Source organism: Mesorhizobium sp. 131-2-1 (assembly GCF_016756535.1).
Taxonomy (GTDB): Bacteria; Pseudomonadota; Alphaproteobacteria; order Rhizobiales; family Rhizobiaceae; genus Mesorhizobium.
In genome coordinates this window covers 5,798,503-5,820,215 of the sequence record NZ_AP023247.1, presented here as the reverse complement: position 1 = coordinate 5,820,215, position 21,713 = coordinate 5,798,503, and the positions used below count along the sequence as shown (strand labels likewise).

General features: G+C 59.7%; 24 protein-coding genes and 3 pseudogenes. 16 read left to right on the top strand and 11 right to left on the bottom strand.

Features of this window, described 5'->3' with window-relative positions:
* Window positions 1-28 precede the first annotated feature (28 nt).
* From JG743_RS28160 to JG743_RS28145, 4 genes and pseudogenes are all read left to right on the top strand, one after another.
* Window positions 29-262, top strand: a pseudogene (locus tag JG743_RS28160) (plasmid stabilization protein); the annotation flags it as partial.
* A 42-nt stretch (window positions 263-304) separates the two neighbouring features.
* Window positions 305-1,567, top strand: coding sequence for an NRAMP family divalent metal transporter (locus tag JG743_RS28155; RefSeq protein ID WP_202295150.1), 1,263 nt, complete (start codon window positions 305-307; stop codon window positions 1,565-1,567).
* 290 nt (window positions 1,568-1,857) lie between these two features.
* A complete protein-coding gene (locus JG743_RS28150; protein ID WP_202295147.1) occupies window positions 1,858-2,025 on the top strand; it encodes a hypothetical protein in 168 nt (55 codons plus the stop codon).
* A 414-nt stretch (window positions 2,026-2,439) separates the two neighbouring features.
* Window positions 2,440-3,351, top strand: coding sequence for a hypothetical protein (locus tag JG743_RS28145; RefSeq protein ID WP_202295144.1), 912 nt, complete (start codon window positions 2,440-2,442; stop codon window positions 3,349-3,351).
* Between the two features lie 132 nt (window positions 3,352-3,483).
* On the opposite strand, the gene JG743_RS28140 is transcribed toward JG743_RS28145, so the two are convergent.
* The 5 genes from JG743_RS28140 to groES form a co-directional block, all read right to left on the bottom strand.
* Window positions 3,484-3,732: a DUF982 domain-containing protein gene (locus JG743_RS28140; RefSeq protein WP_202295141.1), complete on the bottom strand. Its 249-nt coding sequence runs from the start codon at window positions 3,730-3,732 to the stop codon at window positions 3,484-3,486.
* Between the two features lie 25 nt (window positions 3,733-3,757).
* Window positions 3,758-4,078 carry a DUF982 domain-containing protein gene (locus tag JG743_RS28135; protein WP_202295138.1) on the bottom strand — a complete coding sequence of 107 codons (321 nt, stop codon included), beginning with the start codon at window positions 4,076-4,078 and terminating at the stop codon, window positions 3,758-3,760.
* 85 nt (window positions 4,079-4,163) lie between these two features.
* Window positions 4,164-4,394 (bottom strand): hypothetical protein, encoded by a 231-nt coding sequence (locus JG743_RS28130; RefSeq protein WP_202295135.1) that lies wholly within the window; start codon window positions 4,392-4,394, stop codon window positions 4,164-4,166.
* A gap of 59 nt (window positions 4,395-4,453) precedes the next feature.
* Entirely contained in the window at window positions 4,454-6,082 is a 1,629-nt protein-coding gene (gene groL / locus JG743_RS28125; RefSeq protein ID WP_202295132.1) for a chaperonin GroEL, read from the bottom strand.
* Between the two features lie 59 nt (window positions 6,083-6,141).
* Entirely contained in the window at window positions 6,142-6,456 is a 315-nt protein-coding gene (groES, locus tag JG743_RS28120; protein WP_202295129.1) for a co-chaperone GroES, read from the bottom strand.
* A 341-nt stretch (window positions 6,457-6,797) separates the two neighbouring features.
* Here groES and JG743_RS28115 point away from each other — a divergent pair, with 341 nt between their 5' ends.
* From JG743_RS28115 to JG743_RS28105, 3 genes are all read left to right on the top strand, one after another.
* Window positions 6,798-7,145 (top strand): hypothetical protein, encoded by a 348-nt coding sequence (locus tag JG743_RS28115; RefSeq protein ID WP_202295127.1) that lies wholly within the window; start codon window positions 6,798-6,800, stop codon window positions 7,143-7,145.
* 22 nt (window positions 7,146-7,167) lie between these two features.
* Window positions 7,168-7,437, top strand: coding sequence for an usg protein (locus JG743_RS28110; protein ID WP_202295124.1), 270 nt, complete (start codon window positions 7,168-7,170; stop codon window positions 7,435-7,437).
* A gap of 321 nt (window positions 7,438-7,758) precedes the next feature.
* Entirely contained in the window at window positions 7,759-8,073 is a 315-nt protein-coding gene (locus JG743_RS28105) for a DUF982 domain-containing protein (protein ID WP_202295121.1), read from the top strand.
* Window positions 8,074-8,269: 196 nt separating this feature from the next.
* On the opposite strand, the gene JG743_RS28100 is transcribed toward JG743_RS28105, so the two are convergent.
* The gene (locus JG743_RS28100) at window positions 8,270-8,464 is read right to left on the bottom strand and encodes a hypothetical protein (RefSeq protein ID WP_446720878.1); all 195 of its coding nucleotides are present in this window, start codon (window positions 8,462-8,464) and stop codon (window positions 8,270-8,272) included.
* A 230-nt stretch (window positions 8,465-8,694) separates the two neighbouring features.
* Between JG743_RS28100 and JG743_RS28095 the strand changes: the two genes are divergently transcribed.
* The 4 genes from JG743_RS28095 to JG743_RS28080 all read left to right on the top strand — a co-directional run bounded on the left by JG743_RS28095 (window position 8,695) and on the right by JG743_RS28080 (window position 10,924).
* Window positions 8,695-9,162, top strand: a complete 468-nt coding sequence (locus JG743_RS28095) for an Hsp20 family protein (protein ID WP_192183509.1) — start codon at window positions 8,695-8,697, stop codon at window positions 9,160-9,162.
* 85 nt (window positions 9,163-9,247) lie between these two features.
* On the top strand, window positions 9,248-9,757 hold the full coding sequence (locus tag JG743_RS28090) for an Hsp20/alpha crystallin family protein (RefSeq protein ID WP_202295118.1): 510 nt from the start codon (window positions 9,248-9,250) through the stop codon (window positions 9,755-9,757).
* A gap of 436 nt (window positions 9,758-10,193) precedes the next feature.
* Window positions 10,194-10,493 (top strand): DUF982 domain-containing protein, encoded by a 300-nt coding sequence (locus tag JG743_RS28085; protein WP_202295115.1) that lies wholly within the window; start codon window positions 10,194-10,196, stop codon window positions 10,491-10,493.
* An 89-nt stretch (window positions 10,494-10,582) separates the two neighbouring features.
* Window positions 10,583-10,924, top strand: coding sequence for an adenylate/guanylate cyclase domain-containing protein (locus JG743_RS28080; RefSeq protein ID WP_202295112.1), 342 nt, complete (start codon window positions 10,583-10,585; stop codon window positions 10,922-10,924).
* A 245-nt stretch (window positions 10,925-11,169) separates the two neighbouring features.
* Here JG743_RS28080 and JG743_RS34695 read toward each other — a convergent pair whose 3' ends face one another.
* Entirely contained in the window at window positions 11,170-12,114 is a 945-nt protein-coding gene (locus JG743_RS34695; RefSeq protein ID WP_342215681.1) for an OmpA family protein, read from the bottom strand.
* Window positions 12,115-13,422: 1,308 nt separating this feature from the next.
* Between JG743_RS34695 and JG743_RS28070 the strand changes: the two genes are divergently transcribed.
* Entirely contained in the window at window positions 13,423-14,496 is a 1,074-nt protein-coding gene (locus tag JG743_RS28070; protein WP_202295109.1) for a sensor histidine kinase, read from the top strand.
* A 786-nt stretch (window positions 14,497-15,282) separates the two neighbouring features.
* Here the strand turns inward: JG743_RS28070 and JG743_RS28065 are convergent.
* Entirely contained in the window at window positions 15,283-15,552 is a 270-nt protein-coding gene (locus JG743_RS28065) for a hypothetical protein (protein ID WP_202295106.1), read from the bottom strand.
* Between JG743_RS28065 and JG743_RS28060 the strand changes: the two are divergent.
* From JG743_RS28060 to JG743_RS28045, 4 genes and pseudogenes are all read left to right on the top strand, one after another.
* Window positions 15,551-16,534: pseudogene (locus JG743_RS28060) on the top strand (SDR family oxidoreductase). The gene JG743_RS28065 and the pseudogene JG743_RS28060 overlap by 2 nt on opposite strands.
* 117 nt (window positions 16,535-16,651) lie before the next feature.
* Window positions 16,652-17,635: a YihY/virulence factor BrkB family protein gene (locus tag JG743_RS28055; protein WP_202295103.1), complete on the top strand. Its 984-nt coding sequence runs from the start codon at window positions 16,652-16,654 to the stop codon at window positions 17,633-17,635.
* A 101-nt stretch (window positions 17,636-17,736) separates the two neighbouring features.
* Window positions 17,737-17,951: pseudogene (locus tag JG743_RS28050) on the top strand (plasmid stabilization protein); the annotation flags it as partial.
* A gap of 739 nt (window positions 17,952-18,690) precedes the next feature.
* The gene (locus JG743_RS28045; protein ID WP_202295100.1) at window positions 18,691-18,963 is read left to right on the top strand and encodes a hypothetical protein; all 273 of its coding nucleotides are present in this window, start codon (window positions 18,691-18,693) and stop codon (window positions 18,961-18,963) included.
* A 76-nt stretch (window positions 18,964-19,039) separates the two neighbouring features.
* On the opposite strand, the gene JG743_RS28040 is transcribed toward JG743_RS28045, so the two are convergent.
* The 3 genes from JG743_RS28040 to JG743_RS28030 form a co-directional block, all read right to left on the bottom strand.
* Window positions 19,040-20,044 carry a L,D-transpeptidase family protein gene (locus JG743_RS28040; RefSeq protein ID WP_202295097.1) on the bottom strand — a complete coding sequence of 335 codons (1,005 nt, stop codon included), beginning with the start codon at window positions 20,042-20,044 and terminating at the stop codon, window positions 19,040-19,042.
* Between the two features lie 92 nt (window positions 20,045-20,136).
* Window positions 20,137-20,862 carry a hypothetical protein gene (locus JG743_RS28035; RefSeq protein WP_202295094.1) on the bottom strand — a complete coding sequence of 242 codons (726 nt, stop codon included), beginning with the start codon at window positions 20,860-20,862 and terminating at the stop codon, window positions 20,137-20,139.
* A gap of 285 nt (window positions 20,863-21,147) precedes the next feature.
* Window positions 21,148-21,621, bottom strand: coding sequence for a VOC family protein (locus tag JG743_RS28030; protein ID WP_202295092.1), 474 nt, complete (start codon window positions 21,619-21,621; stop codon window positions 21,148-21,150).
* Window positions 21,622-21,713: the final 92 nt, after the last annotated feature.

The window sequence follows — 21,713 nt, the reverse complement described above, 5'->3', positions numbered from 1 at the left end:
AAACGCGAAGGAAAGAGGAGAAGATCCGATGCCACGCGGTGAAAAATTGAAATACACGGACAAGCAGGAGCGCAAGGCAGATCATATCGCCGAGGGATATGAGAAAAAGGGTGTCTCAGAGAAAGAAGCGGAACGTCGTGCCTGGGCGACCGTCAACAAAGACGACGGCGGCGGCAAGAATCCCGGAGGGTCGGGCCGCGGGAAGCGGACCGGCCATCCGGCGGCGCGAAGGGGCGGTGAAAAGGGAGGCAAGGCTACTTCACGCTAAGCAAGGCAAAAGCCGCGACCGTTGACTGGGGTTTACATGGCGGGACCATTCCAGCGATTTCTGCGGACGATCGGGCCGGGTTTTATCACGGGCGCTTCAGACGACGATCCTTCGGGTATTGGTACATACAGCCAGGCGGGAGCTCAACTGGGGTTCGATGTCGGCTGGACAATGATATTCACTTTTCCGCTCATGGCCGCGATCCAGGAGATTGCAGCGCGGATTGGGCGGACGACAGGTCGAGGCATCTCTGGAAACCTATCACGACACTATCCAGCGGCGCTGATGAATTTTGTGGTCGTGTCGCTGTTCGTTGCCAATACCATTAACATTGGCGCAGACCTCAGCGCGATGGCTGAAGCGCTCCGATTGCTGGTGGGCGGCCCCAGTTCGCTCTACGTGGTCGGGTTCGGTATGGCATGTGTCGGAGCAATCGTCTTTCTCGACTACAGCCGATATGTCACCGTCCTGAAATGGACGACTCTCAGCCTCTTTGCCTACGTCGCGGCTGCCTTCATGGCGCACGTGCCCTGGCACGAGGCGCTGAAAGGCCTTGTCGTCCCGCGTCTGGAATGGAACGGCGCTTATCTCACAACCCTCGTGGCTATTCTTGGCACCACGATTTCTCCGTATCTGTTCTTCTGGCAATCGTCGCAGGAGGTGGAGGAGGAGAAGGTGGACCCGAAAGCCAAGCCGTTAAAATGGGCTCCATGGCAAGCATCTTCCGCCTTCCGGCGTATTCGGGCCGATACCGTGGTCGGTATGGCATTTTCAAACCTGATAGCGATTGCGATCATCGTGACAACCGCTGCCACTCTGCACAAGGCGGGAGTGACCGAAATCAATTCCTCCACTGACGCGGCCAAAGCCCTCGAGCCGGTTGCAGGTAAGTTCGCATTTATGGTCTTCGCGATGGGTATCATCGGCACCGGTCTGCTCGCGGTGCCTGTTCTCGCCGGTTCGGCTGCGTTCGCCGTGGGCGAAGCGTGCCGTTGGCCGGTAGGGCTGGAACGCAAACCCAAGGATGCGATGGCGTTTTATGCCACCTTGGGTGCCGCGGCCGTGCTCGGCATGGGCATCATGTTCACGCCGATCGATCCAATCAAGGCACTTTATTGGAGTGCTGTCATCAACGGTGTATGCGCGATCCCGGTGATGGTCGTCATGATGCTGATGACCGGGCGCTCCGAAATTATGGGCGAATTTCCTGTGCAGGGGTGGCTACGGATTCTCGGATGGCTAGCTACCATCGCGATGGCTTTGTCAGTGGTCGGCCTGGCGCTCCAATGGATAATATGAGAGCGCACAATTTCGCACGCTGTGAATGGGGTATGTGGCCGAACGCGGCACGGGCCGTTGTGCGGACCCCCTCGTCCCCGTAGACCGCGAGATGCGGGATCAGCTCTGGAGGCGCGTGCAGGAGCGCGCGGCGGCGAGCCAATGGAGCCATCCGGCCCTGTTTGGTCGTATAGAGTATCTGTGCGGCGAATAGGATCTGCGTGACGGCCCTGCGCCGCATCCGCTTTCACCATTTCAGAGCGTGGAACAACCACATTCCGAGGACATTGAGTCCGAGGAGCATATGTTCGATGGCTGAAGAAGCGAAGCGGCCCAAGCCGACGCCGGAGCAGGTTCGAGCTTTGGCGTCGGAAACCGGCGTCTCCGAGACCCAAATTCGCGACATCATCTCAATGGTGGGTCTGGATCGCCCTTCGATCCTGAGGGAAGCGCGCGTCCTAAAAAAGGAGAAGGAATGAGCCCGCACGGCGTCGCCTTCCTGCCGATTTCAAACATCAGTCCTGAAGTACGTGGACGTCTCTGGTCGGGGTGGTTTGAGTAGCCTCGAATTCGGACAATTCTCATAGCCGTGATCGCGGGCTGGCTCCACAGCACGAACAGCATCCACCCAAATGCACATTTTGAAATCTAGTTGCAGCGACACAACTCTGTTGTCGCCTCAAACGTGGCGTTCGTTACGGTATGGCTGAGGGGCCAGATCTAAGACGCGGTGCTCAAAGCCCAACGGAACAGAACAGCCCCAGCCACATTGTTAGTTAGTTAATGCTAATGCACAGGAGCCTTCCATGGGTCGCGGTATCTTGCTCTGGCTACTCGGTATCCCAATTCCGATAATCATTCTCATCATGCTGTTTGCGCGGTAGGGGGCTGGCATGCAGGCAACACTTATGACTTCCGAGGACTCTGCACCGACTGAATCTTCGTCTTCAGCAGTGAACTGGGGGCCAATCATCGCGGGCGCGTTCGCGGCTTCTTCGCTTACATTCATCCTGATGTTGCTGGGCTCCGGGCTTGGCCTCAGCATGGTTTCGCCGTGGTCCGGTGCCGGCGCGTCTGTCACTACATTCGCGGTGTCTACCGCCGCTTGGTTGGTGGTCGTGCAATGGCTTTCTTCCGGCGTGGGAGGATATCTCACCGGTCGACTCCGCACCAAATGGGTGGGGGTTCACACCGATGAAACTTACTTCCGTGACACGGCACACGGTTTCCTGGCTTGGGCGCTCGCCACTCTTCTTGTCGTGGGCGTCCTCGGGTCAGCGCTTTCCGCGGCCTTGGGTTCTGGAGTGCAGGCAGCTTCGACGGTAGCCGCAGGAACTGCAATCGGGGCCTCGGCTGGTGCCGCGACCAAGGGTGCAGCATTCGACACTATTTCCTACTACGTCGACACGCTTTTTCGTCCTGCCGACCCGGCCAAGCTTGCTGCCGTTGATCCGCAGAACGATGCGGCGGCAACCGCGCAGGCTTCGCGCATCCTGCTTGCCAGCGCGGCGAACGGCGGCGAAGTAGCGGCTGATGACAGTACGTATCTGACGCAGCTTGTCGCCGCTCGCACAGGGCTTTCTCAAGCGGATGCCAAGGCACGCCTCGATACCCTGATCGCCAAACTAAAGGACGCCAAAGTCAAGGCCCAGCAGGCTGCCGACACCGCCAGGAAGGCCAGTGCAACCTTTGCCTTGCTTGGCGCGCTGTCGTTGGTCGTGGGCGCCTTCATCGCCAGCGTGGCAGCCGCATTAGGTGGTAGGCAGCGAGACGAGGAGGAGGCGATCTTCCTCGCCAACCGGTAGCCGTTTGATAATGGCGAGCGCTAAGCTTGCCATCGGCGCGATATGCGGGTTTGGATTTTCGCTGCAGGCCAATCTAGACTCCCGCCAGATTGCGTCCGTTACAAAGCAAGACTTGCCTCGGTGCTGAGTTCACTATGAGGCCTGGACCAAACCTGCACGACGGGCTGCTTTTAAGAATGCCCTTCTTGCTTTTTGAGGAGGCCGCCAACCGTCTAAAGAATCGCGACAAGCGCGGCAGGCTGCTCGATAGCTTGGACCTCTAGCCCCTATTGGCCATTGGTCGTGAAGGCACTCGAGCGCTTCCCAGGAACTGGCAACGATGCGCTCCCTTGCGGGCTTCACGCGCAGTCTCACTGGTTCGGGAAATCGAACATCCCTCATGGTTTTCTCCATTCCGACAGATCGATTACATCGATTTGTTGTAGTGGCCTCCTGAAGCGAATCCGAAGGTGCCAACTGCCTTGGCCGCAACGATGTCTCCTGCGGCCGGCACAAGCAAATCCATGCGACGGGCGAAGGCAACAAAAGTGCTGCGAGCGGTTTCGGCATCCACCTCGCCGGCGAGGGCTGCCCGACAGGCATTGAGCGCGATCCCATGAGCAGCGTTTCGCTTCGATGGCGACCATTCATCCAGCAGGACGAAGGCGTCCTGTACACTTTGAATGTCGGTCGGAAACCCAAGACCCACCAGCACCCTTGCGGGATGCTGAAACTGATTGTGTTCCATGTTTTCCTCCGTTTCACGTGTTTAGTTCAATCGATCGGCAGCCTTCCCACCGCCCGTCGCGCAAAAGGTTGGCGTACACCGCGCCTTAGCCTGCCGAACTCCCGTTTCCAGGAGGGCCTTTGCCGTCGGTAAGATTCCGCGCCGCCAGAAACATCACCGTGTATGCTGCCTTGCGCCGATCCCAACCCGCAGCCTCCGCTCTGTCGAGCAACTCGACCAGTATCGGGTCAAGCGCAACCTTCAGGTCCGCTTCGTAGTTCAGATCGGTGTCCGCGCGCGACGGCGGCGGGATCACGGTTAAGTTCATCACGTTCATGGCTCTACCCATTTGTCAGGGTGTCCGCGCCCATCGGGCGCGGACACTGCTGCGTTTCCTCAAAAGTCCATGCCGCCACCCGGCATTGCCGGAACTGCGGGTTCCTTCTTCGGCTTCTCGGCAACCATCGCTTCCGTCGTTACCAGCAGGCCGGCAACCGATGCCGCATCCTGGAGCGCGGTCCGCACCACCTTCACCGGGTCAATGACGCCTTCCTGGTAGAGGTCGCCAAACGCGTTGGTCTGTGCGTTCCAGCCGTAGCCGAACTCCGGCTTCTCGCGCAGCTTGCCGACGATGATCGAGCCTTCCGCGCCGGCGTTTTCGGCGATCTGGCGCACGGGCGCCTCGATTGCGCGGCGCACGATCTCGATACCGTGATTATGGTCCTCATTTTCGGCCTGCACGCTGTCCAGTGCCTTGGCTGCACGCAGAAGTGCTACGCCACCACCTGGCAACACGCCTTCCTCGACCGCAGCGCGCGTCGCGTGCATGGCATCGTCGACGCGGTCCTTGCGTTCCTTGACCTCGACCTCGGTCGAGCCGCCGACGCGAATGACGGCGACACCGCCGGCGAGCTTGGCCAGCCGCTCCTGCAGCTTTTCCTTGTCGTAGTCGGAGGTCGTCTCCTGGATCTGCGCCTTGATCTGGCTGACGCGACCCTGAATCTCGCTCTTCGAGCCGGCGCCGTCGACGATGGTGGTGTTCTCCTTCTCGATCACCACCTTCTTGGCGCGGCCCAACATGTTGAGCGTGACATTCTCAAGCTTGATGCCAAGATCTTCCGAGATCGCGGTGCCGCCAGTGAGGATGGCGATGTCTTCCAGCATCGCCTTGCGGCGGTCGCCGAAGCCCGGCGCCTTGACGGCGGCGACTTTGAGGCCGCCGCGCAGCTTGTTGACGACCAGCGTCGCCAACGCTTCGCCCTCGACATCCTCGGCGATGATCAGCAGCGGTTTGGACGACTGCACGACAGCTTCCAGCACCGGAAGCAGCGCCTGCAGATTGGACAGCTTCTTCTCGTGGATCAGAACATAGGGTTCTTCCAGTTCGACGCGCATCTTGTCCTGGTTGGTGATGAAATACGGACTGAGGTAGCCACGGTCGAACTGCATGCCCTCCACGACTTCCAGCTCGGTCTCGGCGGTCTTGGCTTCCTCGACGGTGATGACGCCCTCATTGCCGACTTTCTGCATCGCTTCCGCAAGGAAGCGGCCGATCTCGGCGTCGCCATTGGCCGAGATGGTGCCAACCTGGGCGATCTCGTCATTTTTGGTCACCTTGCGGGCATTGGTCTTCAGCTCAGCCACGACGGCTTCTACGGCCTTGTCGATGCCGCGCTTCAGGTCCATCGGGTTCATCCCCGACGCGACCGCCTTGGCGCCCTCGCGAACGATCGCCTGCGCAAGAACGGTGGCGGTGGTTGTGCCGTCGCCGGCAAGATCGCTGGTCTTCGAGGCGACTTCGCGCACCATCTGCGCGCCCATGTTCTCGAACTTATCCTCGAGTTCGATCTCTTTTGCGACGGTGACGCCGTCCTTGGTGATGCGCGGCGCGCCGAATGATTTGTCGATGACGACATTGCGGCCCTTGGGGCCGAGCGTCACCTTCACCGCATTGGCGAGGATGTCGACGCCGCGCAGCATCTTCTCGCGTGCTTCGGTATGGAATTTCACTTCCTTGGCAGCCATTGGATCACTCCTTCAATAGGCAGTTTCATTGACTGGGATTGGGGTTGGACCATAGCAGGTCAGGCGGCCTTCTTGACCGCCGTGGCCTGCTCGATCACGCCCATCACGTCGCTTTCCTTCATGATCAGCAGGTCCTCGCCGTTGACCTTGATCTCAGTGCCGGACCACTTGCCAAACAGGATGCGATCGCCGATCTTGACGTCGAGAGGCGTGAGCTTGCCGCTCTCGTCGCGGGCGCCTGGGCCTACGGCAATCACCTCGCCCTCCTGCGGCTTCTCCTTGGCGGTATCGGGGATGATGATGCCGCCGGCCGTCTTCTCCTCGGCTTCGATGCGGCGGACCAGGATACGGTCATGCAATGGACGGAACGTCATATCGTTCTCCTTCGGGACAAACAGATTTTTGAGGTTCCTCCACACCGGACCGGCAATATCGGGCCGGGGTGGGGCGCCGCGACCCTTTTTCAGGCATCGCGCGTATATCGAGCTAGTTTTGCAATTTTCGGGTTTCAAGGGGTCGCTGGAAAAATTTTGGCACTCTGTATTCAAGAGTGCTAGGAACATGAATTCATACAGCAATTTCTTCGCACAGGGGCATTTTCCAGGTCTTGAAATTCCGCAGGGAATGGACGAAATTTTTTCGGCGTTGGATTCCCGAAAGGGGGCTCCACCGCAAAACCAATACCAAGGAGATTGTTAGGAAGCGGAGACTGTCGATGGAACGAACTTTCCCAAAAAGCATCCCCTCTATCGCCCCTGAAACCTCTGATCCTTCGCTTGACCGCCTGCTGTTCCCGGCGCGGCACTTTAGTCACCCCGATGAGGTGGTGGGCGACCGCACGCTCGACATTCAGGAAAAGCGCGCCATTCTTGCCTCATGGGCTTCTGATGCTTGCGCCGTCGAATCCATGCCTGCGCTGCGAAAGCCACCAGGTGCTGCGACACCGGTGACGTTCGACGCCGTCATGGATGCCCTTCGCCGACTGGACGGTAGTCGCGCTGAGGTAGGCTGTGACCTCAAGGAGCGGCGGGTCCGAGATCGCCCGCAAAGACTTGATGTCTGAACGCGCGCGATAGGAGAGACGCATGGTCAGCAGGGAATTCCGACTGCAGTTGGAGGGCTACGGTCTCACAACTGCTGAGATCCACTACCACCTTCCCGATCATCCAAGCCTTTTGCAGCTTTACGTTTGGCAGGAATACGATCTTGCACCGGAATTCCTAACCCTGAAAGGGTTTCTGGATTACTGGGAGCGCGAACTCGAAGGCGCGCTGCATTCCGTGCGCATCGCCCATCACCGCCTGATCCGGCCTTCCGAATGGAAGGCCGTCGACGGCATCTTCACAGTTCAATAGCCGGACCCAGGCCGGACCCGGCAAGCGGCAACAGGACAGGCTCCTTTGTAGTTGCCGGCATCCGATTCATAAAAGGTGCCGTTCGTCTCGCCAGCTCCCCTTGAACTGAAAAGAATCGTTTCCAATCTCTTTTTATGCCTCTAGCGCGGCTTGCCGAGTGTCGAGTTGAAAGAAGCGAAGAATCACATGGAAACGACGTTCTTTGAAAATCCCGTTTCCCCAGTGGCTGTGCGGTGGCGTTCGCTAATTTCGCCGGCATCGTTTGCAGGGCCGGATATCGCCGCGTACGGTGAGGCAGGGTCGGTTTGAAGGGAGGTCCCGATGGAAAGTGCCACGTTCAAACAGCCGGTTTTCGTAAGAAACGAAGGCCGTGTTGTCCAAAAGATCGGCTGTGTCATGGATGCGATAGAGTTTCTGGAAGAATGGCCGGTCGAAAGGCGCGGCCTCCTCCACGCAGTGGCGTCTGATGCATGCTACTCCGCGTACGACGGTCGGAAATCTGTCGAGGCGGCGAACAAGGCCTTTACGACCTGGGCACGCAGGATCGCCGTCATCGAGGACCTGCCCGCAGCGCCACAGTGGATGACAGTGCGGAAGATCAGCAAAATAGACCATCTTTTAGATAGTCAGGGCTAGAATCACTGCGGCGGCAATCCACCGCCGCAGCATCAAAGCGGCGTCACCGGGGAGGGGAAAGCCGAGCCTCTTGTCGTTGTCTGTTCATAGATGCCTTCAACACAGACAACTTACCAAGCGGATCGCACGATTGAGCGCGTCTGCCGGACCCGCCGGCCCCTTCACGTTTCGTCCGGGTCCCCTTGGACCGGATCTGTCAGGTCGCCTTCGTCGTCCAGCGCTGCCACCCGTGTTGCCGGCAGCGGTCGTCCCTAGCTATCAACACCTCATCACCAAAGGCCCAGGCCCATGCCTCTCTCAACTCCTCAAGCGAGGCACCGGACGCGATGATCTCCGCAATCGTCGCGTTGTCCACGGGTCCGAGGACCGAGACAACGTCTTGGCGTGTCATGGTCGTCCTTCTACTCCGTTCGAAATGCTAGCGAAGCAGATGGGTTTTCGATGGAGCAGTTGCCACCAGCCGAAGGCAGTCGCGAAACTGCATTGGCGATCCTCTTGACGCAGCGAAAATCAATTCCCAACTCATTCTTGTCGGTCGCCGCGTAAGGGGCCGATGTGTCAGGGAGCGCCAGGCTTCTTGGCGTTCCCTCGTATCTATGTTGCTCCAAGGAGGATGTAGTTATGAGAACGAACCTGGACTTTTCCCCCTTCTACCGGTCGAGCATCGGCTTTGACCGCATCTTCAACCTGCTCGAAAACGCCAGCCCCCCGCAGAACGCGGACAACTGGCCGCCCTACGACATCGCCAAGCTCGGCGAAGACACCTACCGCATTGTCCTTGCGGTCGCCGGTTTCGGTGAAGACGAGCTTACGATCACGCAGGAGCCAAATATGCTCGTGATCGAGGGCGCCAAGACAGAGAACGACGAGGTTCAGTACCTCCATCATGGCCTGGCGCTAAGGTCGTTCGCGCGCCGCTTCGAACTAGCCGATCATGTGACCATCGTCGGGGCAAAGCTCGAAAACGGTCTGCTCATCATCGACCTCAAGAAGGAAATTCCCGAGGAGATGAAGCCGCGCCGCATCGCGATTAATGTCGAGACCGACAAGAAGGCCGCGTCCAAGCGCATTGAAAGCGCGGCGGCCTGATCTTTGGCGGTCGGCCTGCACCCAACACCCGTCCTGTCGTGGGTGGGATCCGGGTGCGGCCCAAAACACGAAAGGAGAAGGACAAATGAGCGTACGTGACTTGATTCCCTGGAGCCGTGGCGGCAGCCAGGCACCGAGCATTTATCGCGGTGACGACATGGATCCGTTCCTGTCGTTGCACCGCAATGTCAACCGGCTATTCGACGAGGTGTTCCGCGGTTTTGACACGCCTTCGGTCCTGGGCCGCATGGCACCTCTCAACGGCACTTGGCCAAGCGTGGAGTTCTCGGAAACCGATAAGGAAATCCGGGTGACGGCCGAAATTCCGGGCCTCGATGAAAACGACGTCGAGGTCATGCTGGATGATGGTGTTCTGACGCTTCGCGGCGAGAAGAAAGCAGAGACCGAGGACAAGGACCGCCAGTTCAGCGAACGCTATTATGGGCGCTTTGAGCGGCGCTTCAGTCTCGGCCGTGAGGTTGAAGACGACAAGGTGACGGCGACGTTCAAGAACGGTGTGCTCACCGTGACACTGCCGAAGACCAAAAAGGCCCAGGCGAACGCCAAGCGCGTTGCAATCAATGGCAGCAAATGACGTTGACGAAGCAAGGCCGGGGCTCGTCGAGCCCTGGCCTTTGCAGAAAGCGAGGAAAATCAAATGACGGAGCTACTCACAGGAGCCAATCAATCGAGCCGGATCACCTCAAGGTCCTGGCAGGGCGAGGAACTCCAACGGTTCAATGGCGGTCTCAACACCCCAGCTCCAGTGGCCCACCAATCGGCACGGATCTTTCGGCGTAGCCGCCCGGCCACCACATCGGCGCGGGTTACGTGTAGGCCCTGTCGCCTTGAGTTCGAACGCCGAACTCCGACCGTCATCGACGACACACTCACCCAGGTGCAACTGGATTTTCCGACCCGCGAAGCAGCAGTGGCCTTCGCTGAGAAACAGGACGACTAGCCGTCCGACAGACCCAAACAAAAGAGCCGCCTCATGCAGCTGAATCAACTGCAATCACAGGGAGGTAACAATGATGGTTCTGACTTTCCTTGCCCCCGTCCAGGTTAAAACCAACGACGTGATCCACGACATCAACTCGGTACGGGAGGCGCTCGTGTTCTTGAACCAATGGCCTAAGGCCCGTCGGGGACCGGTATACAGTTGCGCGGTGAGAAGCTGCAACGCCGCGATCGCCGGTCAGATGACAACCGATCAGGCGCGGCAGGCATTTGTCGGCTTTGCAAGGATAGCTGGGGTGCTGGCCAAATCCGATCTTTCACCACTGGCCGAGGCCGATCAAAAGCTGCCCCTTTCTGGGCGCGGTCCCTGACTTCAGTTCAGGGCTTTTCCTGCGCGCGAGCACACTGCGTTCTCGTGCGGATACGACATCGATGGGAAAGAGTTCTGGCCGCAGTCCTTTTGGCTGATGTCGTGGGCAGCACGCCCCTCTATGAGCGCTTCGGCGACGATGCCGCTCTGCAGCAGGTTTCGGATTGCCTGGACGCAATGCGAGCGATCGTCGCCCAGCACGGCGATGATTTCATCTACTCGAAGGGCGATGACGTACTCAGCCTGTTCGAGAGCCCGGAGATGGCGCTGAGGGCCGTCTGCCAAATCAGCCAACAATTGACGAAAGGGCCGTTGAGCGCCCGTATCGGATTGCATTTCGGGGCGGTCATTCGCGCGCGGGCCGCGGTATTCGGCGACGTTGTCAATGTCACCGCCAGGTTGTCCAGCACGGCCAACCCCGGGAGGTGCTGATCAGCCAGAGTTTCTTCGAGTTACCGCGGGGAGCCGCAGTGGCTTGCGGCTCCTCGACAAAATGGCTTTTAAGGGGAAGCAAGAACTCTTCTGTGTCTATACCCTGAGGAGCGACGATGGTGCCCTCAGTACGCCATTAAAGCGCCAGTCCGGCTAGGACCTTTGCCGCAGAAGCAGCCGAAAGTGAACCCCAAAGCGGGACGTCTTGCAGCCGGCGATTGATGACCAATCGCCGGCTGATCGCGTTAGTTGGCGTTTGCCACGGGTGCAACCAATGGCGTGATGCGGCGGATGCCAACCCGGCGATTTTCACGAGTGGCTGCTTCGGTCTTCACCTTCAGAAACTGCTCACCGTAGCCCTGGGTCACCAAGTTTTCCGGCGGGATTGCAAAGCTGTTGGTGAGGGCGGAAGCGACTGACTCGGCCCGTCTGTCCGACAGCGCTAGATTGTCTTCGTCCGAGCCGACAGCGTCGGTGTGACCTTCGATCAGAAAGGTTTCGGCCGGATTCTTACCTAGTAGCTTTTCCATCGCCTCGGCGAGACTTTTCAGCTTTCCCAGTTCGCCTTCAGGAATATCAGCCGACCCCGTCTCGAAGGTCAGTGTATCGAGATCCACACGTCGGACAATGTCACGAATACGAGCCGAGCGCTTAACTTCATCAACGGAGTATAGTCGCTGGATGCGCTCGATCGGCGGCTGGTCCAGGAACGTGTAGTATCGTTGCGGATCGTCAACGTCGGCCGCATCCAGGATATATTCGTTCACCGGAATCCTGAGCCGAATTGGGGCCAGATCGAGGCCCGGATCCCGCCAGCTGTTGTCGCGGTCGTAGTATCGATCGTCAACATAGACCATCACGTACTCGCGGCCATCCGGAGTGATGCGGGAGCGCCTGATGACGTTGCCATAGCGATCCCGTACGGTGACGATTTGATTGCCGTTCTCGCGCACGATGGTCTCGCGGATGCGACCGCGGGGAAGGTCTTCATAGTAGACCTCCTTGGCGCCGCGAGTCATGCGCGGCCGGTCGTTGCTTTCGACCGTGACATGGTCGCCGAACTGGACAATGACGCGATCGCCGATCTCGCGGATCACGTCGGTTCCCTCCGGACGCTCGCGCTTTCGCACGTTCTCCTCATCGGGCGAGCGGTCGCGCCGCGAGCCCTTTTCTGACTTGACGGACTGCACCTCCTTAGGCTGAGCGGCCTCGGTCGCTGCTGCGTCCGACGCGGGAGGGGGGGCAGCATCTGCAGGTTGGGCCGTCTGCTCTCCCGTCGCAGCGGGTGCTGGACCATTGGTAGGGGCAGATTCCTTCTGACTATCCAAAACAGGGGCTGCGTCGGGGTTCGCAGGCGCGGCAGTCGCGTCGGCTGGTGCTTGACCCGCTTTTGCCGGCTGCTCAGTTGCGGCCGGAGCCCCGGTTGCCGGAGCTTCGGTGTGCGGTGCAGTCGGCTCGGTCGCGGCGGGAGGCATGGTAGCAGGCTGCTCGGTCGCAGCAGGCGCTTGGGGCTGAGCTTGAGGCTGCGGAGCCGGCTCGTTCGCGGCCGGAGGCGTGGCGGCAGGCTGTTCCGTTGCAGGCGCTTTGGGTTGATCTGGCTCGGCTGGCGCCTGTTCTGTCGGACTGGGGGTAGGCTCGGCCGGCGGTGCAGCTTCTGCAGGAGCCGCTTCCGCAGGCGCCATGGGTGCGGTCTCAGGTACAGTTGCTGGAGCAGGTTCTGCCTGTGGTGCCGGTTGCCCAGAGGCTGGCGCCTCGTTGGCTTGGCGAGCGGCACATGCCTCGGCGCTTTCTCCCTCCCGGCAGACGGCCTGGGTGAGGATAAGTGCCGTCGCCTGCCGGGATGGGTCGATGGCACTGGTGTTTTGCAATGGGTAGGCGCCTATCGGCGAAGTCGCCATCAGTAAGCCAAGCGCGGTCCCTGAGATTATTTGCTGGTTATATTTCATTGCTTCGGAATTCCTTAGTGACGGTCCCACCGCCATGAGAACACTTCTCAGCGGCAATCGTTCCAATTGACCTGAACCTCCTTCGGCTGACGTAAAACTGTGCTTTACAATTTTCGGCCGTTCGCCTTTTTCCACACTGACAAAACGATAGTCTCACGGTAAGCAGCTAGCGCCTCCTTCGCACAAACGACCCCGGACGCTTTCGCACAAGTCAGGGAACTACCGCAGAGTCCTGGCCGCTTTTCACGGTGCTACATGTGCTCGAAGATCGCCTCGAATAGGCTTTCGACCTGCTCGTTGGATCATCAGGGAGCGGACTTAAGTTGGACCAGCCCAAACGGTGCGGCCTGAGCGACTTCGCGGTGGAATGCGACGTCAGGTCGAGTTGACGATCATCTGACGCTTTGCGCTCGGGCATGGCTTTGCCGTTGCGTTATATAGGCCTGGTGCCTGCCAATTGGTCTCGGCTAGTGCCACTGCCAGCTTCGGTTGTGGCCGATGACCTCTATCGCTGATATGGGATGAGGTTTAACTTCCAGCATAGGCGCATAGATGACAGCGGATTCAGAAAAGGCCGAGGCGGTTGAGCAATTGCTCGATACGCCCGAACTCGCCACTGCGCTGGAGAGCGAACAGTTCAAGAAGTTCCTCGACCAAGTTCCTATCGCCATTGCCGTTTCCGACCTAAACGCAAGGGAGCGTGTCGTTTACGCCAATCCGGAATTTGAAAAACTCTCTGGCTTGAAGGCCGTCAGTCTGGCACGCGAAAACTGGGCAGCGCTTTCCGGAAATGGACTCCATGAGCACAAGGACAAGACGCTAGCTGATAGCCTTTTGAATGAAACCGATTTCGTGGGCACTTTCCGCCTGGATCGCGGCATCGACAAGCCGGCGGTCGTCGACGCCTATTCAAATGTGATAGTGGACGACGACGGCAAGATTTGTTTTCGGCTCGTTGCGCTAGTGGATGTGTCCCTTCACGGCGAAGCGGGGCCCTCGATCGAGGAGCGTGTTCGCGAGAAAGATACTCTGCTGCGCGAACTGCAGCATCGGGTGAAAAACAATCTCCAGATGATCACCGCATTAATCCGGCTAGAAACCCGCAATGCAGCTGAACCCGATCAGAAGCGGTTCGAAAGGTTGGCCGGCCGCGTCGACGCGCTGGCAATCCTTTACCAGACGCTGTCGGCTGACGATCAGAAAGATGAGGTTGATCTCGGTACCTATTTGAGTCAGATCGCATCCGCAGTCATGGCCTCACATGCGGTCGAAGGTATCCGCCTCGATATGAAGGTTGACACCTATCCGGTGTCTATAAACGTCGCCATGCCGACTGGTCTTGTTGTGAACGAGCTGCTGACCAATTCGCTCAAACATGGCTTCAAAGGGCGAGAAGGCGGAACAATAACGCTCCACAGCATAGTCAATGGCGACGGATGCCGCATCATTATTGCCGACGACGGAATTGGCTTACCGGGAGGCGAGACATGGCCCAAGCCCGGCAAGCTCGGCGCGCTTATCGCGCGTTCGTTGACCGAGAATGCCAAAGCGCAATTTGAAGTCAAATCCAGCGCCAATGGGACCAAGGTCACCATTATTTTCAAACGATCGGCCGCTACGGGATAGCGCCCTTCCATGGCAAGCTAGTACTTGGCGGCGGGTTTCGATTGCTGAAACAAAAGCCGGGTCGAGCCGTTGATTGTTTGCCAGATCGTACCTCTGGTGACTCCGGTAGTTCCTCCCGCCGGCTTCGGTCGGCGGGCTTTTTATCGAGAGCTTATGCGGTTTGGAGCGACCGACAATCGCGCAACCCGGCAACCATTCAGGATCCGCCCGGCGTAACCCCATTAGGTTGGCGCCCTTTCGTTCTTGGAACGTGCGGCGGGGCGTTCGCTAGCGGTCGCTAAAGTGGCTTCACCGGTCCTGTCTCGTTCCACCGAATAAACTCGACTTCCTTCCCGGTGAAGTGAGCGGTAGTGCTTGCACTGTGGCGATATCAGCGGACCAACGATGCTTAGATGCAGGTGCTCCGCTGTCGCCAGAAACTGGCCTGGTTGCTCCGGGGACAGCTGTTAGGGTCTGCTGCGCCTAGCCACTGCGACCTCCTTTTGAGAAATCGCCCCACCGATGCGGCTTCTGCAAAGAGGGAGCAGTAGTGATGGAGGCGTCGTGGCGGAACATTAGCTATTGTGAATAGTTGAGTGGATGCTTCGGACGCCGCCGCATGGTGTCCGGTGCAGGTCGGTGGGCAAACATCCGGCCGGCCCGCGTCAACGGTTTCGCCGTGGCGCGGGCTTTCAACGTGATTTCTTAGAGGCGAGAACCCGAAGGCGCTGATACGTTCGGCAACATCCCTTGAAGCAGCGGGAGCATCCACCGTTTTTGGCTCTAAGCCGGATGATCTTCGCCGATTTAAAAGGCGAATTCGATGGGATTCTTTTTGAACGGATCCAGCCCCGGTAAGGGCAAAGGCGCTGCGGGTGGGCTCAAGTAGGTTCCATGGAGAACCGTTCCAGGTCCCTTGCGAGGAAAGTCGAGATGCTGCTCGAACGCAATGCCATTGCCGAAGTCGATGTCGAGCTTCGAGTTGAAACCGCAGGACACCAGTTCAACGCTTTCCCCCTGCGAAATCTGTCTCCAGGGTGGCCCATTTCTCGGCAAGCCAACCTTTTCGATCCACATGCATTGTCCTTCGAGGAGGAAGGAGAGCCCTGTGCTGACGAAATCAGATGCGTCGAAGGCCAAGACGAAGCAGTGGCGCGTGCAGCGCAAGGTCGACGCCGATGACCGCCGCAAGGCCACGGCGAAAGAGCCGGGCGCCATGCAGGCCGGCGCGCGCGAATATCCCGTGCCGCCTTTTCCCAGGCAGCATCATCCGAAGCCCGGCGAGGAATGGGCGATCGAGTCGGCGCCGCTCTTTGACGCACCGTTCTGGCAGGGCTCGAAGAATCGACGGCAGGGTGGCGCTGATCACCGGCGGCGATTCCGGTATCGGCCGCGCCGTGGCGGTGCCGATGTCGCCATTGCCTATCTCAGCGAGGATCGCGACGCCGAGACGACGAAGCGCGCCGTCGAGGCCGAGGGCAGGCGCTGTCTCGCGCTGCGGGGCGATGTCGGCGCCCGCGCCTTTTGCCGCCGCGCGGTGGCACGCACGGTGAAGGAACTCGGCGGCCTGGACGTATTGGTCAACAATGCCGCCTTCCAGGTGCATTCCGCCGATTTCGCCGACCTTACGGAAGAGCATTTCGACACCACGCTGAAGACCAATCTTTACGGCTATTTCCATATGGCTCAGGAAGCCGTGCCACACATGAAGCCGGGCTCGGCCATCATCAATACCGGTTCTGTCACCGGCATCGAGGGGTCGAAGGCGCTGGTCGACTATTCGATGACCAAGGGCGGCATACATGCCTTCACGCGCGCGCTGTCGGGCAATCTCATCGGCAAGGGAATCCGGGTCAACGCCGTAGCGCCTGGCCCCGTCTGGACGCCGCTCAATCCCTCGGAAAAGCAGGCCGAAGACGTTTCCCAGTTCGGCGCCAAGACGCCGATGAAGCGGCCGGCCCAACCGGAAGAGATCGCGCCGGCCTATGTCTTTCTCGCCTCGCCACAATGCTCAAGCTACATAACCGGCGAGATCCTGCCGATTGTCGGGGGTTACTGATCGAGGAGTTCCCATCGCGAAAGCATAGCGCACTGGCGAAAGCCCCAAAAGGAACCATCGTGCCCATGCTGGGTTTGTCCTGTGCGGGACGCGTCCCAAGTGTGGCGGCAAAGCGAAATGCGAGCGTGGATTCGGGAAGGCTGGGTTCTGCTGAAAGAGGCCATCGCCGGCTTCGTCAACGACAACGCATTGAGCCATGGCGCGGCGATGGCCTTCTATGCCGCCACCTCGCTGGCGCCGATCCTGCTGATCGTGGTGGCGATCGCTGGCCTAGTCTTCGGCAACGACGCCGCCCGGCTCGCCCTCTCGGCGCAGATATCGGGCGTCATGGGCGCGCAAAGCGCCGACCTCCTGCAGGCGACGATCGAGACCGCGTCGCACGGATCAACGAGCACCCTTGCCGCCCTGCTGGGGCTGGTGACGCTACTCGTAACCGCGTCGGGCGTCTTTGGCGAGATGCAGCTGTCCCTCAACGAAATCTGGAAGGTGAAGCCCGGCGTCACGTCGCTGTCGCGAATGGTGCGGGCGCGGGCCGCAAGCCTTGGGCTTGTCGCCGCCCTCGGCTTCATGCTTCTGGTTTCGCTGGCTGCGAGCACGGCAATCTCCGCCCTCGGCGAACTCATCAATGCGGGTCTTCCGTTCGGCGAGGTGATCGTCAGCTTCATCAACACGGTGGTTTCCTTCGTCTTGATCGCGCTGCTCTTTGCGGCAATATACAAGGTCCTGCCTGACCGGACCTTGCAATGGCGCGACGTTGCCGTCGGTTCCCTCGTTACCACGCTTTTGTTCACGATCGGCAAGGCGCTAATCGGCTGGTATATCGGGACGAGTGCGATAGCGACGTCCTATGGAGCGGCTGGCGCGCTGATAATCGTGTTGTTGTGGGTCTATTATTCGGCCCAGATCTTCCTTTTCGGCGCCGAAATAACCCGCGCCTATTCTGTTAGGCACGGAAGCCGACCCGACCTCGCGCCCGTCATGGCGGCCGACGCAAGCACCAGGCGGGGCTGGCCTGGGGCATCCGGACGCGAGGTGGCTACGTGGATTGTCCTCAGCAGTTTGCTGACGGCGCTTTTTGTCCGACCCTGGCACTCGCGGTAGCAGCGCTTGTGGGAGATACCACGTCGCCCGGATCAACCGGCGCGGTTAAGGAACCTGTGGGTTTTTGTTCCGTCGAGTGGACGACGGAAAGGAGAATTCCGATGCCACGCGGTGAAAAATCGAAATACACGGGCAAGCAGGAGCGCAAGGCAGATCACATCGCCGAGGGATATGAGAAAAAGCGGAACGTCGTGCCTGGGCGACCGTCAACAAAGACGATGGCGGCGGCAAGAAAGCCGGAGGCTCGGGCCGGGGGAAACGGACCGGCCACCCGGCTGCTCGAAAGGGCGGTGAAAAGGGAGGCAAGTCGACGTCGCGGTAGCATCGGCTTTTACTACGAGCTGACGCGACTTTGGGACGTTGGGTCTGTCTAGTGACCACAGTCCAGGTTGGAAATTTCCGATCCTGGTAGAACCATGGCCGTGTTGGCATTTGATTGGATCATTTTCCAGTCTGACCGGCGACGACCTGATAGGCGGCCTCCGTCGCTATTGGCTGTTGGTGCCTAAATCGACGGGGCGGCTAGTCATGCTTGCTCTCGGAAACGGAAGCCAAATCTGCCTCCGTTTGTGCCGGCCCGGCAGCCGCGGTCCCCGGTAAGGCGGCTGCGGTAATTTTGGTTCCGTTGCAGCGTGCATCTTGAGGACGCTCGACCGGGAAGGTTGTTTCACGCCGACGTTCACTTCCGCCTTCTCCCTTGCGAGACAAGGTTGCCGACGGCTCGATCCGCCTTCTCTCCGGCGAGGCGCGGCATTGAGCGCCGTGCGGAACAGCGGCCCACTTCCCGCATTGTATGCATTAGGAGTGACTAATATGCGATTCGTGGTCGTGCAGGAGCCGACCGACACTTGGGCTGTTTTTGACACCATCGCGGACGTGCCGGCGGACTTCGCGGACCAATGCCTCATCGGCTTGACGCGCGATGGCGCCGAATGGTTCGCGGCAAAGTGCAATCAACAAAGGTCGCAAAGCGTGCGGCGCGTTCAGGACTCACCGCGAAGCGCTGTCTTGCCGATGCCTATCGGTATTCCTTTGCGTGTGCGTAGGCGGGCGACATGATGACCGAAGACGCTATGGCAGCTGTGTTGGCGGCCAGGAACAAGGAAGCCGAGATCGTGGGTGTGGTCGATAGCGCCAATAGAACCGATGCCGCTGTCGACATCCGCCGTCTGGGTGAGGCCATCCAGTTCCTCGCCAATGCTCCGATCCTCGGCTACGATGTCCGTGCCGCGATGGTTGTATATGGCGACCTCGGAACGCCAACGCTTCGAGCCAGAGATTGCGAGCAGCTTTGGGCCAAATACGGAAAGGCGCTGCTTGCGATTTGACGAGATCAGAGTCTTTAGGCGTATGACCTCATCGGCTGTGGGACTGCGCGCACTGCAAACACACAAGCCTGTTGCGCTACTGAGCCTGCTCGTCGCCTGCGTTCGCCATTTCGTCTTTGAAGCTGACTTTCGTGCCTTTCCGCACCATGGAGGCGAGGTCCTCGGCGTCCCAGTTGGTCAGCCTGATGCAGCCATGCGAGAAGGTCGCGCCGATCTTGCCGGGTTCGGGCGTGCCGTGAATGCCGTAGCTCTCGATGGAGAGATCGATCCAGACCGATCCCACGGGATTGTTCGGTCCGGCCGCAATGGTGAACGGACGCTTGGTCTTGACCCCCTTGAAAGCGAAGTCCGGATCGTAGTGATAGGTGGGATTGCGCACCACGCGTTTGACCGCCGCGTCGCCATTCGGCGCCGGCTTCTCGTCGCTGCCGATGGAAGCTGGGTAGACGGCGAGCGATTTGCCGGAAGGATCAAGCACGCGCACTAGGCGTGCGCCCTTGTCGACCTCGACGCCGGCAATGGCGGCGGGAGAATCTTGCCGGCCAACATCCGGCACCAGTAATTTCGTGCCGGCCTTCCTGAAGCCGATGCCCGGATTGAGGCGCCTGAGCAGTTGCTCGCTGATATGAAAGCGCTCCGCCAGCTTCTCGGTCGTGTTGTGGTAGCCGAGCCGCCGCAGGCGGGCCATCCTCTCCATGCGCGCCGGAATGCGCCTGGTAAAGGGTCCGCGCACATCCTTGCGCATCAGCTCATAGGTCACCAGGACCGGGCTCGCCGAGGTTGCCATCAGCCTGTCCCAGGTCTCCCGCGTGAGCTTGCCATCGGCTGGCAATCCGTTCGCCGCTTGAAAGGCACTGACCGCCCTTGCGAAGTTTTCTGAAACGCGGCCCTCGATCAGGCCGGGCGAGAAGCGGGCGCGATCCAAGAGAATCTCTGCCTTCAACACGGCCGGGCTGAAGCCTTTCGGTTCTTCGGCGGGGAACTGCGCCTGGTTGACGGTGGCCAGGTCCAGCTTGGCCGCCGCTGTCCCTCCGCATGCGAAAGTGAGCGCCACGGCGACGAACAGAACAAGCCTGAGCATCGATGTTACTCCATCTGAACCTGCTTCTATGACGCGGCAGGGCCCATCTGGTTCCGTTCGCTCCCCGCCCGGTCAGCCAGCGGCATCGGTTCTCAAACATCTAAATCGGCCGCAACCCGTTGAAGTACTTGGCCAGGTTCATTGGCAATGACATCACCGTGGCTGACAACGATCCGCTTCAGGTGTGGTTCATCTGCCCATCTACGGAAAGCTGTGGCCAGTGCCTTGTTATCTTTGACAAACATCCATTTGCCGACGCGCGGTATCTGGGGATGCGAGACGCCGAAGCCAAATAGGCGCGCCATTATGTGGGCGCCGATTCCATGAGCGTGACGTACGTTTGCGAGGAGGTCGTTGACCACAAGCGTCGTGCCGCTTTCGCGACGGACGAGAAGCGCGACTTCCTTGCCTTCTATGCCCGGTACAGTCTCCAACTGGACGGACGGATCCCCCCAGATACCGCTCGTGGCATCGACCTTAACGGCTTTCTGCACCGAATCTCGCGCACCTGGCGCACAGACAACCTTCGCCTTTGGATAACGGGCCTTCCATGGCCTTATGTCTAGGCGGTGACCGGGACCTGGCACTATCAGAAAACTGGGGTCGCCAAGGGCCTCTATTTCCCGCATCACAGGCTCGGCCAGCGGAATGACACTCCAGATCGCGGTTCGTCGGGCGGTCAATCCAACCACGGTCATTCGCCGCGGAAAATTGCCGAGCGGCATCCGGATTTCGCCTTCGACAGTCAGCAGACCTTCGTCCAATTTCTCCAGCTGACCGTGCGGCCCAACCTTCCATTCATCATTGAATTTTGGCATGCGATCGCCCTTGGCTAGCTCGCATCCATCAATTGTTCAGCGACAAATTCGTTCCGAACCGCCTGAACCGCTGACCACCGTGCCCGTGACCGTTCGTCCCGTAGCCGACACCTGGCGGCGGATGTCTGTTAGCAGCGAGCGGGTGCTGGAGGCCCGCAAATCCGGTTAAGGCAAGGGTACCCTGGTGCGAGCCGTCCCCGTGGGATGGCAGCGTCGATTTCTAGGCCAACAGGCGGCGAGCGTGCATTCTTCAGGCAACGTTTGGCCGCAAGATGTGATGGAGCGTCAACCGCGCCGCGCCGCCTCGATCGCGGCGACGTCTATCTTCTTCATCGTCATCATGGCATCAAACGCACGCTTTGCTTCGCCACCGCCAGCCGCCAGCGCGTCAGTCAGAACGCGCGGAGTGATTTGCCAGGAGATCCCCCACCTGTCTTTGCACCAGCCGCACACGCTCTCCTGGCCGCCATTGTCGACGATGGCATTCCAGTAGCGGTCGGTTTCCTCTTGATCGTCGGTGGCGATCTGGAACGAGAAGGCTTCGTTGTGCTTGAACTCGGGACCGCCGTTGAGGCCGAGACAAGGGATGCCCGCAACCGTGAATTCGACCGTCAACACGTCGCCCTCTTTGCCGGCTGGGTAGTCACTGGGTGCACGGTGCACGGCACCCACCACGCTGTCAGGAAAGGTCTTGGAGTAGAAGCGGGCGGCAGCCTCGGCGTCCTTGTCGTACCAGAGGCAAATCGTATTTTTTGCCATTGCGTGTTCCTTTCGCTTTGAAGCCAGGATTTTGACCTTCTATCCCCATCCGCTCCCTTCCAGGTAGCCGCTGCCGTTCCTTCCGAAGCTAA

What these genes read in the sequence shown, in the direction of transcription:
- JG743_RS28110 (WP_202295124.1), top strand. Translation starts at nt 7,168, where the DNA reads ATGGTCAGCAGGGAATTCCGACTGCAGTTGGAGGGCTACGGTCTCACA.
- JG743_RS28085 (WP_202295115.1), top strand. Translation starts at nt 10,194, where the DNA reads ATGATGGTTCTGACTTTCCTTGCCCCCGTCCAGGTTAAAACCAACGAC.
- JG743_RS28145 (WP_202295144.1), top strand. Translation starts at nt 2,440, where the DNA reads ATGCAGGCAACACTTATGACTTCCGAGGACTCTGCACCGACTGAATCT.
- JG743_RS28030 (WP_202295092.1), bottom strand. Translation starts at nt 21,621, where the DNA reads ATGGCAAAAAATACGATTTGCCTCTGGTACGACAAGGACGCCGAGGCT.
- JG743_RS28095 (WP_192183509.1), top strand. Translation starts at nt 8,695, where the DNA reads ATGAGAACGAACCTGGACTTTTCCCCCTTCTACCGGTCGAGCATCGGC.
- JG743_RS28065 (WP_202295106.1), bottom strand. Translation starts at nt 15,552, where the DNA reads ATGTGGATCGAAAAGGTTGGCTTGCCGAGAAATGGGCCACCCTGGAGA.
- JG743_RS28155 (WP_202295150.1), top strand. Translation starts at nt 305, where the DNA reads ATGGCGGGACCATTCCAGCGATTTCTGCGGACGATCGGGCCGGGTTTT.
- JG743_RS28070 (WP_202295109.1), top strand. Translation starts at nt 13,423, where the DNA reads ATGACAGCGGATTCAGAAAAGGCCGAGGCGGTTGAGCAATTGCTCGAT.
- JG743_RS28055 (WP_202295103.1), top strand. Translation starts at nt 16,652, where the DNA reads ATGCGAGCGTGGATTCGGGAAGGCTGGGTTCTGCTGAAAGAGGCCATC.
- groES (WP_202295129.1), bottom strand. Translation starts at nt 6,456, where the DNA reads ATGACGTTCCGTCCATTGCATGACCGTATCCTGGTCCGCCGCATCGAA.
- JG743_RS28100 (WP_446720878.1), bottom strand. Translation starts at nt 8,464, where the DNA reads ATGACACGCCAAGACGTTGTCTCGGTCCTCGGACCCGTGGACAACGCG.
- JG743_RS28140 (WP_202295141.1), bottom strand. Translation starts at nt 3,732, where the DNA reads ATGAGGGATGTTCGATTTCCCGAACCAGTGAGACTGCGCGTGAAGCCC.
- JG743_RS28090 (WP_202295118.1), top strand. Translation starts at nt 9,248, where the DNA reads ATGAGCGTACGTGACTTGATTCCCTGGAGCCGTGGCGGCAGCCAGGCA.
- JG743_RS28045 (WP_202295100.1), top strand. Translation starts at nt 18,691, where the DNA reads ATGATGACCGAAGACGCTATGGCAGCTGTGTTGGCGGCCAGGAACAAG.
- JG743_RS28105 (WP_202295121.1), top strand. Translation starts at nt 7,759, where the DNA reads ATGGAAAGTGCCACGTTCAAACAGCCGGTTTTCGTAAGAAACGAAGGC.
- JG743_RS28040 (WP_202295097.1), bottom strand. Translation starts at nt 20,044, where the DNA reads ATGCTCAGGCTTGTTCTGTTCGTCGCCGTGGCGCTCACTTTCGCATGC.
- JG743_RS28035 (WP_202295094.1), bottom strand. Translation starts at nt 20,862, where the DNA reads ATGCCAAAATTCAATGATGAATGGAAGGTTGGGCCGCACGGTCAGCTG.
- JG743_RS28115 (WP_202295127.1), top strand. Translation starts at nt 6,798, where the DNA reads ATGGAACGAACTTTCCCAAAAAGCATCCCCTCTATCGCCCCTGAAACC.
- JG743_RS28135 (WP_202295138.1), bottom strand. Translation starts at nt 4,078, where the DNA reads ATGGAACACAATCAGTTTCAGCATCCCGCAAGGGTGCTGGTGGGTCTT.
- JG743_RS28130 (WP_202295135.1), bottom strand. Translation starts at nt 4,394, where the DNA reads ATGAACGTGATGAACTTAACCGTGATCCCGCCGCCGTCGCGCGCGGAC.
- JG743_RS28150 (WP_202295147.1), top strand. Translation starts at nt 1,858, where the DNA reads ATGGCTGAAGAAGCGAAGCGGCCCAAGCCGACGCCGGAGCAGGTTCGA.
- groL (WP_202295132.1), bottom strand. Translation starts at nt 6,082, where the DNA reads ATGGCTGCCAAGGAAGTGAAATTCCATACCGAAGCACGCGAGAAGATG.